This window comes from Fusibacter sp. 3D3, assembly GCF_001748365.1.
Taxonomy (GTDB): domain Bacteria; phylum Bacillota; class Clostridia; order Peptostreptococcales; family Acidaminobacteraceae; genus Fusibacter_A.
The window spans coordinates 115,597-132,415 of sequence record NZ_BDHH01000008.1 but is presented as its reverse complement, the minus strand read 5'-3'; the positions used below and the strand labels follow the sequence as shown (position 1 = coordinate 132,415).

The 16,819-nt window shown below is 37.9% G+C and carries 12 protein-coding genes; 7 read left to right on the top strand and 5 right to left on the bottom strand.

Features of this window, described 5'->3' with window-relative positions; genetic code table 11:
• Window positions 1–177 precede the first annotated feature (177 nt).
• From F3D3_RS11010 to F3D3_RS11000, 3 genes are all read right to left on the bottom strand, one after another.
• Window positions 178–3,615 carry a leucine-rich repeat protein gene (locus tag F3D3_RS11010; protein WP_069873890.1) on the bottom strand — a complete coding sequence of 1,146 codons (3,438 nt, stop codon included), beginning with the start codon at window positions 3,613–3,615 and terminating at the stop codon, window positions 178–180.
• Between the two features lie 221 nt (window positions 3,616–3,836).
• A complete protein-coding gene (locus tag F3D3_RS11005; protein ID WP_175438353.1) occupies window positions 3,837–4,037 on the bottom strand; it encodes an ABC-2 family transporter protein in 201 nt (66 codons plus the stop codon).
• A 71-nt stretch (window positions 4,038–4,108) separates the two neighbouring features.
• Window positions 4,109–4,825, bottom strand: a complete 717-nt coding sequence (locus F3D3_RS11000; RefSeq protein WP_069873887.1) for an acyl-[acyl-carrier-protein] thioesterase — start codon at window positions 4,823–4,825, stop codon at window positions 4,109–4,111.
• A gap of 264 nt (window positions 4,826–5,089) precedes the next feature.
• Between F3D3_RS11000 and F3D3_RS10995 the strand changes: the two genes are divergently transcribed.
• The 3 genes from F3D3_RS10995 to F3D3_RS10985 all read left to right on the top strand — a co-directional run bounded on the left by F3D3_RS10995 (window position 5,090) and on the right by F3D3_RS10985 (window position 9,681).
• Window positions 5,090–6,328 (top strand): uracil-xanthine permease family protein, encoded by a 1,239-nt coding sequence (locus tag F3D3_RS10995; RefSeq protein WP_069873885.1) that lies wholly within the window; start codon window positions 5,090–5,092, stop codon window positions 6,326–6,328.
• A 172-nt stretch (window positions 6,329–6,500) separates the two neighbouring features.
• Complete coding sequence (locus F3D3_RS10990) at window positions 6,501–8,507, top strand: diguanylate cyclase domain-containing protein (RefSeq protein ID WP_069873883.1); 2,007 nt, start codon at window positions 6,501–6,503, stop codon at window positions 8,505–8,507.
• Between the two features lie 67 nt (window positions 8,508–8,574).
• Window positions 8,575–9,681 (top strand): glycosyltransferase, encoded by a 1,107-nt coding sequence (locus tag F3D3_RS10985; RefSeq protein WP_069873881.1) that lies wholly within the window; start codon window positions 8,575–8,577, stop codon window positions 9,679–9,681.
• Between the two features lie 205 nt (window positions 9,682–9,886).
• On the opposite strand, the gene F3D3_RS10980 is transcribed toward F3D3_RS10985, so the two are convergent.
• Both F3D3_RS10980 and F3D3_RS10975 read right to left on the bottom strand, forming a co-directional pair.
• Complete coding sequence (locus tag F3D3_RS10980) at window positions 9,887–10,801, bottom strand: hypothetical protein (RefSeq protein ID WP_069873880.1); 915 nt, start codon at window positions 10,799–10,801, stop codon at window positions 9,887–9,889.
• Between the two features lie 63 nt (window positions 10,802–10,864).
• A complete protein-coding gene (locus F3D3_RS10975; protein ID WP_069873878.1) occupies window positions 10,865–12,268 on the bottom strand; it encodes a PLP-dependent aminotransferase family protein in 1,404 nt (467 codons plus the stop codon).
• Window positions 12,269–12,401: 133 nt separating this feature from the next.
• Here F3D3_RS10975 and F3D3_RS10970 point away from each other — a divergent pair, with 133 nt between their 5' ends.
• The 4 genes from F3D3_RS10970 (at window position 12,402) to F3D3_RS10955 (ending at window position 16,801) form a co-directional block, all read left to right on the top strand.
• Window positions 12,402–13,154 carry an ECF transporter S component gene (locus F3D3_RS10970; protein ID WP_069873876.1) on the top strand — a complete coding sequence of 251 codons (753 nt, stop codon included), beginning with the start codon at window positions 12,402–12,404 and terminating at the stop codon, window positions 13,152–13,154.
• A gap of 177 nt (window positions 13,155–13,331) precedes the next feature.
• Entirely contained in the window at window positions 13,332–14,432 is a 1,101-nt protein-coding gene (locus F3D3_RS10965) for a glycosyltransferase (RefSeq protein WP_069873875.1), read from the top strand.
• Between the two features lie 88 nt (window positions 14,433–14,520).
• The gene (locus F3D3_RS10960; protein ID WP_069873873.1) at window positions 14,521–15,201 is read left to right on the top strand and encodes a response regulator transcription factor; all 681 of its coding nucleotides are present in this window, start codon (window positions 14,521–14,523) and stop codon (window positions 15,199–15,201) included.
• Window positions 15,191–16,801, top strand: coding sequence for a cell wall metabolism sensor histidine kinase WalK (locus tag F3D3_RS10955; RefSeq protein WP_069873871.1), 1,611 nt, complete (start codon window positions 15,191–15,193; stop codon window positions 16,799–16,801). Before F3D3_RS10960 ends, F3D3_RS10955 begins: the two co-directional genes overlap by 11 nt.
• The last annotated feature ends 18 nt before the right edge of the window (window positions 16,802–16,819 follow it).

Below are 16,819 nucleotides of genomic sequence, written 5' to 3'. Positions count from 1 at the left end.
ACCAATTACACATTAGTGTAACACTTATTTCACAGTTAGTATACAGTGCGTAACCAGTTTAATTCTACCACCCCAAAATTACAATTAGTAACTAAAAACAGATAGCCAGGTTGCCAATGTTGTTAAGCCTGATGCTATCTGTTTTTATATGAAAAATATACCCTCAATAAAGTGTTCTTAATTTCTAGTGAGTAAGTTATACAGTACTTGAGCCATCTCTGCTCTCGTGGTAGGCTCTGTTAGGCCTACTCGCCCTTCAATGCCATCAATTGCGCCTGATCCAACTAATAAAGTCACAGGCACCTTAGCCCAAGAGACAATTTCGTCATCTGTATAGCGTGTCGAATCCGCACCTGCTGTCCCGACCGCTGGCAATGCCTCTATTTGTTTTAGTGCATTATAAAGTAATGTAAGCATTTCTTGTCTTGTGACATTCTTCTCTGGCGCGAACATGTTATTGCCAATACCAGCTGCAATCCCCTGTTTTTTAGCTGCTGCTAAATAACCCGTATAGTAAGTGCTTCCTGCATCCGAGAAATTCTCTTTTGAATTTTCATCCGCTGAAATGCCATAAGCCTTCATCATCATCACAAGGAACTGTCCTCTTGTCAGTTTTGCATTAGGGCTAAAATTGCCATCGCCTGTGCCATTTGCTATATCTCGAGTTGAGATAAAGGTAACTGCATCTGCATACCAAGCTGTTTCTGCAACATCATTAAAGTTGACTTTATTGTATCCCACCGCATAACTTGAAAAGTGATTTGTTTTAAAGGTGATCATACCTGTTTTTACATCATATATACAATCACTCATAAGCTCTGGATGACCTAGAGCGTTAATATAATAGATGACAACGGCATTTGCATCTTCACCAGTTCCCAAAGCATAGGGTACGGACACTGTTACATCTCCTCCAAATTGAGAGATCGTTTGATTCCCACTGGTTACGCTGAAATTATAAACAGGTCTATCTCCAACCCTTTTTTGGGAGGCTTCAGAAAGGGCTACATTATCCACTTTTGAGATATTAACAGCGATATCTTCTGTAACGCCACTTGAAAGGGTCTTAATTGCCGCTTGATCAAATGTAATCGAAGCAACACTGTTTTTGATCGAAAGCGCATCTATTGAACCCTTTAAGAGCATTGACATTGTTGTCTTTGGTAGTATTGCAGATACAGAAGTCGTTGATGCTGCACTTTCTATTTCAATCTCAACAACTGCTTTTGTGCCACTTCCTTTTGTATTTGCAATCTCTTTTGCCTTATTAACAGCATCTGAAATCTGTGCGCTCGTTGGTGATGCAATTGATTTACCATTTCTCTCAACAGCCTTTACAACGGTTGTTGCTTTGGTGATATTGCCTACGGTTTCAGTCTTATCTGTTGTAGCGTTTCCTGTCGCAAGTGTGCTCGTACCAGTCGTTGGTGTACCACCGCCTGATGAGCCACTTTCTGAACTTCCGCCAGAGTTATTCCCTGAAGAAGAATCACTATTTTGAACCCACTGTGCATAAACCGTGATGTCAGAATCCACTACTGTGGATGCCGTAAATGCCATGCCAGTACCATCTGCGGCTGTATTCCATCCGTTAAAAGTATAGCCCAATCTTGTAGGTGCTGTTGGCAGAACAGTTACACTGGAGCCAGATGTTGTTACCACTGTGATTGGGCTCACCTCTGTATCACCACCGTTTTTATCGAAGGTGATCGTACTTGCTTCAAATGGCAGTTTAAGAACAACAAGATTAAAGGTTTGAGTATCCATCGTGCTATTTTTATTTACAGTTGCAGTTAAAGTGATATTGGCATCGCCACTCAAATATGCTGGACGTGTTACAATGCCATCATTACTGATAACAGAGGTATCGCTTGAACACCATGTGATATCTGAACCGTAAGTTGCACCTATTGATGACAGCCTCAAATTTTGTGTAACTGCCGTTGCACTATCACCAGCTGTGTATCCTACGGTAATTGATGCCTTATCTGCGGCTATTATATCAGAAGGTAAAATGGCAACCGTTGAATATCCATTCCAATTCGGTGTTGTAAATCCAGTACTTCCAGCTACATAGTAAATTTCAAAAGCGGGATCTGAGTAAAAAAAACTATCCGTTTTAAACATTTCGGGGGCATTGCCTTCAAAAAACACAGATTTGAGATTGCCACAATCATACGCAGCAGCTTCCTCAATTTCATTGACACTGTTTGGTATTCTTATAGAGTTAACATACATCATCATGCCAAATGTAAGCGTGCTTATTTTTGTCACAGGTTTCCCGTCAATCTCGCGCGGTATTACAACATCACTCTTGATGCCTTGATAATGCTTTATCGCAATCGCACTATCAGAGGTGGTTTCATATGTGAACTCGCCTTGCATAAATTCAGCTGTCACAAGTATATCCTCATCGATCATATCAAAAAACTTTATTGCGCCAGAATTTTCAGTTATGATGAGTCTTATATCCAAAAGATCACCTGTAAGCGGATTCTTAAAATTTATGCCTTTTAAACTCCACCCTTCATCCGGTGTCACTGTTATAGTTACTTCATCCTTACTAATGGCTCTACTCTTGTCCACTGTGATCGACCCATGTAACACTGTATCGGTATTGATAGAATGCAACCTTTCCCACTTCGCATACAACGTTATCTCTTTATTGCCCACTGGTACGATCTGATCTCCATAATAAGCGACACCCGTGCCATCGGCTTTTGTATTCCAATTCACAAACTGCCAATCTGCCTTGACAATAAGGTTATTATTGATACCCACAGTGACAAGATCACCTGTGTGCAGCCCATTGACTCCAGGCATACTGCCAGTCCCACCATTTGCATCATAATTCAAACTATAAGTTGTTGTAGAATCATAAGCGCTACTTGAATAACCCTTCCATGTTGGTGTCGTAAAGCCACTACCAGTTGATTCGTATAGAATTTCAAACGTATCATTTGTATTAGAAAAAACGTTTGTTCCAAAAGTTATAGGTTCATTACCTGTAAATACGGCTTGTCTTAGGTAAGTGCAATCCTTAAACGCATAATTCCCTACGCTGGTTAAATTTGAAGGGAATATGATGCTTTTAAGATTATCACAGCCTATAAACGCACTTGCTTCAATGCTCTCCAAATTGTCTGGCAATGTTATACGTTCTAATAGTGTACAATAACCAAATGCAGCAATTGGTATTTCTGTAATCGAATTCGGAATATTTATGTCCGAAAGCGCAAAACAGCTGTAAAAAGCATTATAGCCTATACGCGTTGCACTTTCTGGAAGAGATACACTTTTTAAAGCATAGCAATTTGTAAATGCTCGAGGGCCAATCGTTTCCACGCCCTCTGAAATGATAACATTGACTATTCCGATATTCGAATTAAAAACATCTTCTCCAATTGCCACAACAGCCACCCCGCCTATTGTTGACGGAATAACCACATTCCCTCCTGCACCAGTGTAACCTGTTATGGTCCCTGTGCCTGAATCAAATGTGAAATCACTCTCTGCTGAGTCCGCCCATACCATTTGACCTCCACTTGTTAAACCGATAAGCAGCGTTAAAACCAGTCCCATCGATATAAACTTTTTCATAGTTGCTTTGTTCATATGCTCCACCCTTTCACTTTCCTTATTATTCCTCACTATTAAAACCCTATTTACTTGATTATTTGAAAATACTTAATTCTATTTTATAATGTCTTTTTATAAATTTATATCACCCACTGGGTGATTTTTAGATGTAAAAAAAGGCTAACACCACATAGATGCTAACCTCCTTAGAACTTTTAAAATCTATTTTACTTTTTATGTGGCGACTCTTACACGACTCAAGAACCCGTCGATTTGTATTTAGAAACGCCAAATTGCCATATTAAAAAACTTGGGAGTAAAAACAAAACACCAGAAAGAGGTGCAAATACATAAGCAATAGAAACTGAATGCGCTTGCCCCAGTAAAAATTGCATCGGCACATAGTTCACCATGCCAAAAGGGATGATAAAAGTGAAAAAGAGTTTGAAGCATTTCATCGTATCAAATACAAAAAAAGATGTCAATCACATTCAACTTACAATGTGATGACATCTTGATGACATTGACGCTATTTCCAAAGCATTCTTATTTTAACGCACTCTTCACTGTTACTATTTTGAATCATTTGTCTTGTTTCTTTCTCCATCAAATCGGTTAGAACACGAACAACATCATTTATAAAGATCTCCTTTTTATAATAAACTTGTAAGCGTTTTGGAGAACTCTTCGCGATAAATTCATAGGGCAAACTGTCTATGCCCCATCTGAGATAAGAGACGTTGTTCACATGTTGGTTAATATCGATATCTGAAAAACAGCTTCTAAAGGACATCGGCTCTATTAACTCAATCTTAAAATCCATATGCTCCAGTTTTAGAGGTTTATCAGCATTTTCTGGCACATCAAAGACCTCATAGAGTGTTTTAGGGATCACCATTTGTTTTCGAGTTTCATAATTAATATAGGCCCATTTGCTAACAGCTGTTACCACGACCACGCCACTTTCATCCACAATTTCATAGGCTCTATAGGCGATAAATTTTCTAAAATACGTGGGCTTCGTTTTAACCGTTAAAGTTTGAACTTTAGTAATCGGCGCTCTAAAATGAACGTCCCATTCAACAATTACCCAAACGGCATTTTCTGCATTGCCTCCCACCACTGCATTGTAATGACAGGTGGAGATGTCTTGTAAAAAATTAAGTAAAGTCACTGTTTTGACATGTTTGTGTGCATTAAAATCAAAGTTATGTAGCGCATAAACTTTTTCGTAATAGGGGGTCATGATTTATTCCTTTCTACTTTAGTGATTACCCGATTTTTAGATTATACCATTTTTGAGCAAAGAATATGGAGGCCAATTGTAAACTTTTCCTTAACAATATCGTGTATCCCACTTGAAAAGCATCGCTTTATATGGTATTATCACTAGCGAGATAGCGTTGTGATCTCATCGTCATTCAACAGCACTTTTTAATTTGGTCCTGTGAGGCTAAAAAGAGAAGATTAAAGTCTTCTCCCCATGCATTAAAATAAGGGAGGTTTTTTTATGTCAACAAATAGTTATGCAGAATCACCAAACACTTTATCGGATCCCAAGAATTTTATCTTAGGGCTCCAACATCTTATCGCCATGTTCGGCGCTACTGTCCTCGTTCCAATCTTAACAGGCTTTAATCCATCCGTCGCTCTTTTTACAGCTGGCTGTGGTACATTGATTTTTCACGCTTGTACCAATTGGAAAGTGCCTGTATTTTTAGGCTCCTCATTTGCATTTATTCCTTTAATCATTCAAGTTAAAGCACTTTATCAAGGTGATCTAGCATATGCCCAAGGTGGGATAATCGTTGCTGGATTTATTTATGTGCTCCTCTCCCTTTTCGTCAAAAAAGTGGGCGTTGATCACATTAAGGCTTTTTTACCAGCACATGTTGTAGGTCCAATGATCATTGTAATTGGTTTGAATTTGGTGCCCACCGCTTTTGGCATGGCAAAGGCGAATTTTATGCTCGCTGGTGTTACACTCGCAACTGCACTTGTTATTAATTTTTTAGGAAAAGGGTTTTTAAAGCAATTATCGATTTTAATCGCTGTAATAGTGGGTTATACGCTTTCACTTGCCATTCACGCGGTGGATTTTACGAGCATTCAACAAGCAGCACTCTTTGGCATCCCAGCATTTACATTTCCTAAGTTCAGCTTAGAAGCCATTTTAATTATTGCGCCTGTTGTGCTTGCTGTTTTTATGGAGCATGTCGGCGATATTACCACTAACGGAACCGTTGTTGGACAAAATTTCATTGAAAATCCAGGTCTTCACAGAACACTGCTCGGCGATGGTATCGCAACTATGTTCGCAGGATTTCTGGGTGGACCCGCAAACACGACCTATGGTGAAAACACAGGCGTCCTTGCGATCACTAAAAATTATAATCCTGCTATTTTGCGTATCGCAGCCGTATTTGCTATTGTTTTAAGTCTTGTGGGCAAGTTAGGTGGGGTCTTAGGATCAATTCCCACAGCTGTCATGGGCGGTATCAGTTTAATGCTCTTCTCTATGATTGCCCTTATTGGGGTCAAAACGATTAAAGATCAAAAAGTTGCATTCAACTTTAAAAACATAGTGATCATGCTTTTAATTCTCTGTGTAGGTCTTGCACCATCGTATGTGCCTTCATTAGCACTTAAAATTGCAGTTCCAAATTCTGAAGTTGCACTATCTGGTCTTAGCTTGGCAGCCCTTTTAGGTGTCATTGTCAATAGCGTTTGGAGCAAATTAGAGTCCTAAGCTGTTTTAAAATAATTTCAAAACCACTTTATTATCTCAAAGCCACTTAAGATATCTACAAATTTGATATGACATCAAATTTATAGATATCTTTTTTTATATTTGATAGATCCCGTTTGTTATTGGGCATAAATAAGTTAGTTGGACATAGACAAGTACTCTGGAGGTTCTCATGCCTAAAACATTAATGGAAAATAATCCCTCACTACTTTGGCTCAAAGGTATCGGAATGGACTTTATAAAGTTATCCTATCATTATCAAGATCCCTTTATCATTTTAAAAGATCAAGACATTCTCTTTTCAAATTTAAGTGCTGATTCACTCTTTAAAACCACACTTGCACATAAAAGTATCGATATGATCACCGAACGGACACATCCTTATCCAAGTTACTTTGATTATTTTGATCATCATCAAATTGACAGCACATCACTCAATGAACCCATACGTTTTAAATGGCGCCATAAAGATGCATATGGCAAGGCATTTCAAGCTGAAATTGTGCTTTTTATTTTAAAAAACGATTTGTATAACAACTATTATGGTGCTTTTATTTTGGATTTGAGCAGGCTTGCCTATGTTTCAAAGACCACCTCCAATGCCCTTTACAATTTATTGACAAACGCAAGAGATGCCACACTCATTATAGATCCTAAATCGGGCTATATTCTTCACGCCAATCAGTTTGCAATTGATTTTTACGGCTATTCCAAAAAAGAGCTCCATCAAATGAAAATATCTGATATTAATCTATTGACCCCCGAAGCCATCCAACGCGAAATGCGCAAAGCATCCGAAGAATCTAGAAACCACTTTAACTTCAGACATCGCCTTGCCAATAATGATATTTGGAATGTCAAAGTCATCAGCGGGCCATTTGAGTACAATCATGAAAAGCTTTTGTTTTCATCTATTGAACCCATCAATCGGTTATCAGAAGCCACTATGGAAAATACCGACTACATCCTTTTATTTAACCATACGCCTGTACCCATGGTCATTATGTCGAGTTCGCTTCAAATTCTCAAAGTCAATCCTGCCTTTGAAAAACATTTTCAATTTACGAATGCGGATCTTCACCTAAAGACTATAAATGATTCTATTGTTCCGAGTGAATTTTCTGAAGAATCTTGGTTCTTTTTAAACATGGTTTTAGAAGGCAATACCATCGAATATGATGTGGTCAGACAAAATAAAAATCGAATCAAAAAATCATACCATATGACTGCATATCCACTTATTCAAGAAGATCTCATCGTCAATAAATTTGTGGCTATGTACGAAGAAATTACAGAAGATCTTAAACAAAAACACCTATATGATCTCTTCTTGAAAACATTTGATCATATCAAAGAAGGGGTTATCATTACACGTCCTAACAAGGAAATCATCTGGGCGAACAAAGCCTTTTTGACACTCACCGACTACGCACTTGAAGAGATTAAAAATCAAACGCCGAAAATCTTAAAATCTGGTGAACATTCAAATGAATTCTATGAAAATATGTGGCTTGCTATAAACAACACGGGGCACTGGTCTGGTGAAATTAGAAACAAAACTAAAAATGGCGAAACGATTCTCGAATGGCTGACGATATTAGATGTCAAAAACAATGTGGGGCAAACGATTCATTATATTGGTGTTATTTATGACATTACCAATTACAAGGCCAATGAAGAAAAAATAATCCATCTCGCTTATTATGATCATCTCACTCAGCTGCTGGCAAGAGGCTATTTTTTGGAACGCGCTGAAGCCTCTTTAGAAACCGCTAAAATAAACGATCAGCGTTTATGTCTTTACTATTTAGACGTTGACTTTTTTAAACACATAAACGATGCCTATGGCCATGCTATCGGCGACTTGGCACTTATTAAAATTGCGCTCGTTTTAAAGACAATCTTTGATCAAGGAGAGTTGATTTCTAGAATTGGCGGCGATGAATTTGTAGTCTTATCTCCCTGTAATGGTAAAAATCTAAAAGAAGTACATGCCTATCTCAAAAAAATTGAAGAAGCTTTCAAGGAACCATTGCACCTAGATGAGCACACGAAGATGATCCTTTCAGTGTCTGTCGGCTATGCAATCTTTCCAAAAGAAGGCATCACTTTTGATGCACTGTTACATGTGGCGGACGATAAAATGTACCAGTTAAAGGCAACGCGTCATTATTCTTAAGGCCTCTGTTGAATAATTTCACGAATTCATATAAAATAGTGAGGGTAAACTAAAACGGAGGAATAAAATGGCCAAAATACTCATATTGACAGCATCCACTGGTGGCGGTCATGATAAAGCTGCTGAAAATTTAAGAATTCTACTTGAAAAAAATGGCATTACGGTTCAAGTGAGTAGTTTTATGAAAGAAATAAATCGTTCTTTGGATTATTTAGTCGTTAACAGCTACAAACAGATGTCCTTAAAATCGCCAAGAACCTTTGGACATTTGTATTATATCAGTAATCGCAAACTTATTAATAACCGTGTCTCTAGTGTCTTCAATATCGTCGGTAAAACACGCCTTCTAAATCACATTAACCGCTTTGAACCCGATGTCATTATAGGCACTCACTTACTTGCCAACAACATCATCTGCAAACTCAAGGCAAATCATCAAATTAGCATCCCTTACATTTCTGTGGTCACTGATTTTCATGTTCATAGAAGTTATATCAACCCTGAAGTCAATGCATATATCGTGGGCTCTGCCTTTACAAAAAATGCCTTGGTTCAAAATGGTATAAGGAGCTCTATTGTTTACAATTATGGGATTCCACTGACACCACCGTATTATGCGTTATCCAAACCAGCTGACAAGATATTCACCTTGTTGATTATGAGTGGCAGTATTGGATTGACTTTTGTGGATGAACTCCTTGAAACCTTAAAACAATATCCAAAACCCATACACTGCAAAGTCGTCTGTGGCAACAACTTAAAATTAAAAAGATCCATTGAAAAACGATATCAATCCGAGATTGAAAGTGGCCTTTATGAAATTTTTGGATTTGCAGATCATGTGCACACACTTATGGAAACTTCAAATGTGATCCTAACCAAACCTGGAGGCCTTACTACTACTGAAGCCATCGCCAAAGGTCTCCCTCTTTTGATTCCCTTTGCGATGCCAGGGCAAGAGACAGAAAATACAGATTTTTTATTGAGTACAGGGGCTGCCTTTAAAATCGAAAGTGGCCAAAAGCTCACTTTTATACTCGATCAATTAATCAACGATCCCGCTTACTATGATCAAGTACGCAAAAATGTATTTGCATTAAAAGATTCGTTTTCACTAGATAGTACACTTGAACTTATTAAAAGCTTTTTATCTCCCTATCCAGTGGGAGTCTAAACTTCCACTGGATGCAATCCGATAGGATTGTGCAAGGGTTACGAAGGTAGCGAAGCGGACTGAGTATATGATGGTCCCTTGGGGTCATCTTCCCTATCCAGTGAGAGTCTAAACGCTCACATCACTGTTAAAAGGCACACTATCAAGAAGACTAAAAAGTCGTTCTGAAAGTGTGCCTTTTATAATAAGCACATTGAAATGGGCTCTAAAGCCCTGCTTTTGAAATATAGATTTCTATGGCACCATAGAAATCTTTTAAATAGAGCTTCACTGCCTCTGTCTCTTCATAACCATTTGCCTCTAAAGTGCCTAAATAATCCGTTACAATCTGAGCTGTAATGGTATCTGGATGCGCCTCAACAAATGCCTTGTATTCAGTCAACTTATCTGCATTGGCATCATGAGTCCCCTTGTCAAAGAGCACTGTTGAGGGAATATAATAGTACAGATATGCTTTATACATTTCAAGCACCATGGGATGTGTCTTCCCATTTTTGTATTGTCTAATGTGATTTTCTGCTAAAAGAATGCGGTTTACCAGTTCATCTTGAGTCACTTCAAGAGAGGATCTGGTCCCTGTGTACGCGTCGGATTCCAATGCTTTCAAATCAATATAGCTTTGTGCTTCATCACTCATAAAAGAAGCATAGGGTTTAAACTTTGAATAATCCGTCACTGGGTATACAAAGCCCTCATAGGGCACAAGTTTATAACCACTTGCATAAATTTCATCAATCACCATGCCACTGCCACCATCGTATTTACCAAAATCAAACTCGCCTTTTTCTACATCAAAGCACTTCATCAGTTCGGTTTGTATATGTTTATTCAGCGAAATGACTTCCACATAATAGAATTGCTTTTTGATGGATAATGCTTCAAGTTCATAGAAATTTTCAGTAGCTTCTTCCTCTGTCATGTTAGCAATATTTTGATCTAAGTATTTAAAGTTACCGATCAAATCCTCGCTGATAATTTCTTTATCAACAGGTTTGTCTAGGTCTACTTGAGCTACTGGGGGTGTAACCGTTGGTGGTAATTGATGTGCGTTTACAGTTTCCTTTTGACATCCCGTAAGCGAAATTAAAAACGCAATACCGATCAACCATTTTTTTTGCATACAGCCTCCAATTCTATGTCATATCATTTATTTTAACCCATTATAGCACTAAAGATGTGTCTTTTATGTGAATTTTTCATTAGATTCTAGGATTATTCGACTCAATTCTCCAATTGTTTGCTCAATTTCATGGTCTTGCAACCCGCTGTAGGATAGAACGAGTATATTGCTGCCCTCATAGTCACTGATCCCTTCAAGTTTCAATCCAATAGTTTCAGCATCTTTGACCACTTTTTCTTTGTTGACGGTTCGACTAAAAGATAACATGACATGCAGTCCAGATTCTTTGCCAATCAATTCGTAACACGCATTTTGATGCATTTTAAAGGCTTCGATTAAAAGTTGGTTTTTTTTGCCGTATATCTTTTTGATTCTTCGGATGTGGCGTTCAAAATACCCTTCTGACATGTAATTGGCAAGTGCCAATTGCTCGATTTTTGAAACCGTCTGTGAATAACGCTCTTTAATAAGATTAAATTTTTGCATCAAGGGTTCTGGAAGTACCATAAAACTGATTCTAAGCGAAGGAATCAGCAATTTCGAAAAGGAACCCACATAGATGACATTTTTCCCCTGATTTAAGCCCTGTAATGCAGGAATAGGATACCCCTCATATCTCAGCAAGCTATCGTAGTCATCTTCAATTATATAGGCGTGATTTTTAGTGGCCCAGTTGATTAATTTGATGCGCTTTTTAATCGGCATGATCGAACCTGTGGGATACTGATGCGATGGTGAAACATAGACGATCTTTGCCTGAGAATCTTCCAACTTCTTGATGTTGATGCCATCCGACTCTACAGGAACCTTAATGGTTTTATACCCATAGTCTTCAAAAATATACATCCCTTTTGAAAAACCAGGGTATTCAAAGGCAATCTGCGCTGCCCCGTCTCTAAATAAAGCGGCAATTAATCCAAACAGATATTGTATACCCGCTCCAACGATGATTTGATCTGGATGACATTTCCCCCCACGCGATTGATGTATAAAATCAGAGATTTCCCTTCTCAGCGCGAACTCACCTTGAACATCTCCGTACGACAGAAGTGTCTTAGTATCGTATTCCAGTACCTTATTGATCATTTTTTTCCAGTCGTTAAAATTAAAGGTCGCTTCCTCCTGCTCATCGCTGCTTTGAATGCGCGCTGTTTTTTTATGGGCACTCACTTTAAGGACAGGAAAAGACCCTTTTGCAAACTGATTGTAGTCATAAACATCAATATTAATGACATAGTAACCACTTTTATACTTGCTTTCTATATAGCCCTCCACAATCAATTGATTATAGGCATTTTCAACCGTTGACTTGCTGATTTTAAGGGCCTCTGAAACCATTCGGATGGAAGGTAATTTTATCCCCTCTTTTAATATGCCTTCATGAATTTCATTTTTAATGTGTTCATACAGTTGAATATACTTTGGGATTTTTGATTTTTCCTCAAAGCTTATCACAAACCCGATCATATTGCCTCCATCTGTCCCTATTCATTTGTACTTATCTGCCTCTTTCGACAAACCCAATTCTATATTATATTATAAATGACTTATGTTTTATTACAAGCATTTTATACGGATTTCTATCTTTTAAGGGGGACTTATGAAAAACAATCTCAAGTTATTAATTTATACCGCTCTAATGACAGCATTTGTATTTATTACGACGTCTATCATTAAAATACCCATTCCATTTACGAATGGTTATATACACGCCGGCGACATGTGCATTTTCATTTCTGGTATTCTACTTGGGCCTTGGTATGGTGCTTTTGCCGCTGGTGTTGGTTCGATGTTCGCAGATGTCCTTGGCGGCTATGCACAGTGGGCAATTCCCACTTTGATCATCAAAGGCGTCATGGGCTTCATCGTAGGTTATTTTGCAAGTGAAAAACGCAATCAAAAACACATTTTAGCCAGCGCTTTAGGCATTTGGTTTGTCTCTTTGATTGGCTTTGTGTTCTCAATTAAAGGCACTGATGTCCATTTTCTTGCCACAAATGTAGATGCGTTATCAGGCGTTGACAACATTGTAGCTGCCATTTCAAAACTCAATTATCAATTGTTAGGCGTCGCTATTATCATCCCACTGATTACAGTTCTCTTTTATCTTCTCAAAGATAAGTATGGCATCACTTTTGGTCAACTCTCGGGGATGATCATTGCAGGACTTTGGATGGTGCTCGGCTACTATCTCGCAGCGAGTATTATGTACGGCAGTTTTATTGTCCCTATATTCAGTATTCCTTGGAATATCATTCAGTTCGTCGGTGGAATCGTCCTTGGATTCATTATACTTGCAGGACTAAAAAAAGCAAATGTGAGTTATGTTTCTCTGCACCACTCACACCTATAACTTATAAGAGTTCATAAGGCGGTGTCTCTTGAAGATATCGTCTTCATCTGTTTTCTTTTAATGCTTATGTATTCTTAAATCATTTTTAATACGATTTTAATATTAATAACGTATTATGAATGTATGCAGATATTCTGCAAACGTTTTATAAACATTAATGGAAAGGGAGGCATTCTCATGAACAAAGTTGGTTTGATCTTTACAGCATCCACTGGTGGTGGACATAATCAAGCAGCTCATTCTTTAAAAAAACAGCTTTCAGATCACGATCTTGACTTTTATGTGATTGATACCTTTAAAGAAAACAGTAAATTCTTAGAGACCATGATTGAAGATGGTTATACTTTTTTAGCGAATTACACGCCGAAACTCTACGGTGAAATTTATAGATTTAGCGGTTATAAGTCTCCAAATAAACAACTCAAACGTTTTTTTAAAGTGATGCTCAAAAATAAGGTCTTGGCTTACATAAAACATTATAATCCAAGTGTCATTATTTCTACACATCCGATTTTTGTGCATATTATCGCTGAACTGAAAAAAGAAGGGTTAACCCAGGCCGCATGTCTTTCTGTTGTCACCGATTTAGGTGTACATCGCTTCTATGCACACGACTCTATTGATGCCTATATCACAGGTTCTAAAGTGACAAACCATCAATTACAGTCCTTTGGCATTTCACAAGAAAAACTATATGACTACGGTATTCCTGTTAAAGCAGAATTTTATAACACGCCTATTCGCCATAGAAAAGATTTCTCCCCCTTTACGATTTTACTCATGGGGGGCAGCATGGGCAGTAGAAAACTTTATAAAACGTTGGAAATGTTGCTTAAAGTAAAAAACAACATTTTAATTCAAGTGGTTTGCGGCAACAATAAAACCGTAAAAAATGCCATTGAGACTCATTTTCAGGACTTACCTACCCATGTTACCTTAGAAGTATATGGGTTTATCAGCAACGTGGACGAATTGATGGATCAAGCAGATTTACTGATCAGCAAACCCGGTGGTCTCACTTTAACAGAGGCGATTAATAAAGCACTGCCCATTGTCATCCCTTTCTACATTCACGGTCAAGAAGCTGAAAACACTGCGATACTTGCATCAGAGGGCCTTGCTGTATATGTGGAGAATCTTCATATGCTCCCCCTTACGATTGAAGCTTTTGTCAACGAGCCCGAACGGCTTATGGTCATTAAAAATAAAATGAGAGCAATGTCATCCAATTATTCTGTGTCAAAGATCGGAGATTTATGCCATGAACTCATGGCGTAGAGACGCCCGCAAAGCAGTTCAAAAAAGGAAGGTCGTTGTAAAGCGACCTTTTTTTTGATATATTTAATAAAAAGCACCTGGAGGCTTTATGGAAAAAATTCTTATTGTTGAAGATGAAAAAAAAATAGCACGGATCGTCGAGTTACAATTAAAGTATGCCGGTTACGAAACGGACTTGGCACAAGATGGTGCTGAGGCAATCGATAAATGTTTAAAAAACAGTTATGACCTCATTTTAATGGATATCATGATGCCCAAAGTGGACGGTCTAACCGCTTGCAAAGAAATAAAGAGACACGATCCAAACAATAAAATCATTATGCTTACTGCAAAAGATGATATCCAAGACGTCATCACGGGACTCGACAATGGTGCAGATGATTATGTGACGAAACCCTTTATTTTTGACGAATTACTTGCGCGTATTAGGGCCAATATTCGCAAAACGGCTTCTATTGTGGCACCTTCTTCTGAAGAAATGCTTCACTTTGAAGATTTGTTCATAAACACTTCAACCTATGAGGTTTCAAGAGAAAACGATCAAATTGATCTTTCAAAGACCGAATTTGATCTCTTAAAACACCTAGTGATCAATAAAGGCATTGTGCTCACGCGCGAACAAATACTCAACAAAGTTTGGGGCTATGATTATTATGGCAGTCTTAACATTGTAGATGTCTATATTAAATATTTACGCGATAAAATTGATCGGAATTATGAGCGAAAAATAATACAAACGGTAAGGGGTCGTGGATACGTTGTCAAATAAACTGAATTATTTTAAAAGACTTCAGAATAGACTTTATAATCCTTTTAAAAAGTTCAAATTGACCACAAGAATCACGGTCTTTAATGTGATTCTTTTTACCATTTTAATCTTATTTGTCTTTTTATTTGTGACATTGCTCACCAGACAATTTTTATTTTATAAAAATAGAGAAGAGCTCATATCCAAAAAAGTACAAGTTGAAGAATTCATCAACGAAGATGTGGACACACTCTATCAAACCCCTGAAAGTCAACGGGTTAACTATCTCTACGAACGCTTGAAAAAGCTTTATCTCTTTGAAAATTACAAGTTTGTCGTTTTGGTTTCTGATGACGCCAATCGCACTTCATATACTTTGAATAAAAATTACTATGATCGATTTATCACACGTGATGAATCTTCTGACACCAGTAACATCACAACGACACTCAAAGTGGATTCAGCACCAGAGGGGACTTTTTTAAATTTAGAGATTTATGACCATCAGGCCAGTGTAGATCATGCTGTTGTTGGGGCATTTCAGATTCCATTTGCCATTGATCAAAATGCATCAGATGTATTTGTCTCTAAGCTTCTGGGGATAGACGTGATGCATACCACTTCTGATATCGTCTTTGTGGATGGCAGCAAGGTTTATATAACACTCTTCTTGACCTCTACTTTGGATGAAGATTATCTACTCAGTTTAAATTCTGCCTTATTTGTATCTTCTATTATAGGCATTCTTTTACTCTCTATTTTTGGAAGATACTTTACGAGGCGTGCTCTAAGACCGCTTGTCAACTTATCTTATATGGCACAGAACATTAACAATGAAAATTTAGACTATCGCATCCCTTCCATTGGCACGAACGACGAAGTCGATACGCTCATTAAAAGTCTGAATTTTATGCTTCAAAATCTCGAAAAATCGTTTGACTATCAAAAACGCTTTGTATCAGATGCTTCACATGAACTGAGAATTCCGCTTACGATTATTCTTGGCTATGTGGACTTATTAAAAACCATGGGCTATGACGAAAAAGAACTCCTTGAAGAATCAATTGATTCTATTGAATCCGAAGCTAAGAATATGAAAAATCTTGTGGAGAAGTTATTGTTACTTGCCAGAGTTGAAAATCGAACATTTGAAGTCAATTTTGATCGCGTTTCTGTTGAGGAAATTTCTGACAAACTCATTCATGAATGCCAGCTCATCTATGAGGATTATACTTTTGAATCTGAACTGGACTATAAAGGGGACCTCATCGCGGATAAAGAACTTATCGTACAAATTTTCAGAGCCCTTGTGGACAATGCCGTCAAATATACAGACCCCCCTGGTACAATCACGGTTACTTCGAAAGAACTTCGCAAATACTATGAAGTTGCCATATCCGATACGGGGCGTGGCATTCCCATCGAGAATATTCCAAATCTCACCAATCGTTTTTACAGAGTCGATGAAGATCGAAATCGAAAAACAGGTGGTGTTGGTCTCGGTCTTGCCATTGTGGAGAGTTTAATGAAAGTTCAAGGGGGAAAAATTCAAATCGAAAGTCAAGAACATTTCGGTACGAAAATAGCACTTCTATTTCCCAAAGACCAATTTATGAAGTAAAACACCCCCTGATCTTAA

What these genes read in the sequence shown, in the direction of transcription:
- F3D3_RS10990 (WP_069873883.1), top strand. Translation starts at nt 6,501, where the DNA reads ATGCCTAAAACATTAATGGAAAATAATCCCTCACTACTTTGGCTCAAA.
- F3D3_RS10965 (WP_069873875.1), top strand. Translation starts at nt 13,332, where the DNA reads ATGAACAAAGTTGGTTTGATCTTTACAGCATCCACTGGTGGTGGACAT.
- F3D3_RS10980 (WP_069873880.1), bottom strand. Translation starts at nt 10,801, where the DNA reads ATGCAAAAAAAATGGTTGATCGGTATTGCGTTTTTAATTTCGCTTACG.
- F3D3_RS10970 (WP_069873876.1), top strand. Translation starts at nt 12,402, where the DNA reads ATGAAAAACAATCTCAAGTTATTAATTTATACCGCTCTAATGACAGCA.
- F3D3_RS11010 (WP_069873890.1), bottom strand. Translation starts at nt 3,615, where the DNA reads ATGAACAAAGCAACTATGAAAAAGTTTATATCGATGGGACTGGTTTTA.
- F3D3_RS11005 (WP_175438353.1), bottom strand. Translation starts at nt 4,037, where the DNA reads ATGAAATGCTTCAAACTCTTTTTCACTTTTATCATCCCTTTTGGCATG.
- F3D3_RS10995 (WP_069873885.1), top strand. Translation starts at nt 5,090, where the DNA reads ATGTCAACAAATAGTTATGCAGAATCACCAAACACTTTATCGGATCCC.
- F3D3_RS10960 (WP_069873873.1), top strand. Translation starts at nt 14,521, where the DNA reads ATGGAAAAAATTCTTATTGTTGAAGATGAAAAAAAAATAGCACGGATC.
- F3D3_RS10985 (WP_069873881.1), top strand. Translation starts at nt 8,575, where the DNA reads ATGGCCAAAATACTCATATTGACAGCATCCACTGGTGGCGGTCATGAT.
- F3D3_RS11000 (WP_069873887.1), bottom strand. Translation starts at nt 4,825, where the DNA reads ATGACCCCCTATTACGAAAAAGTTTATGCGCTACATAACTTTGATTTT.
- F3D3_RS10975 (WP_069873878.1), bottom strand. Translation starts at nt 12,268, where the DNA reads ATGATCGGGTTTGTGATAAGCTTTGAGGAAAAATCAAAAATCCCAAAG.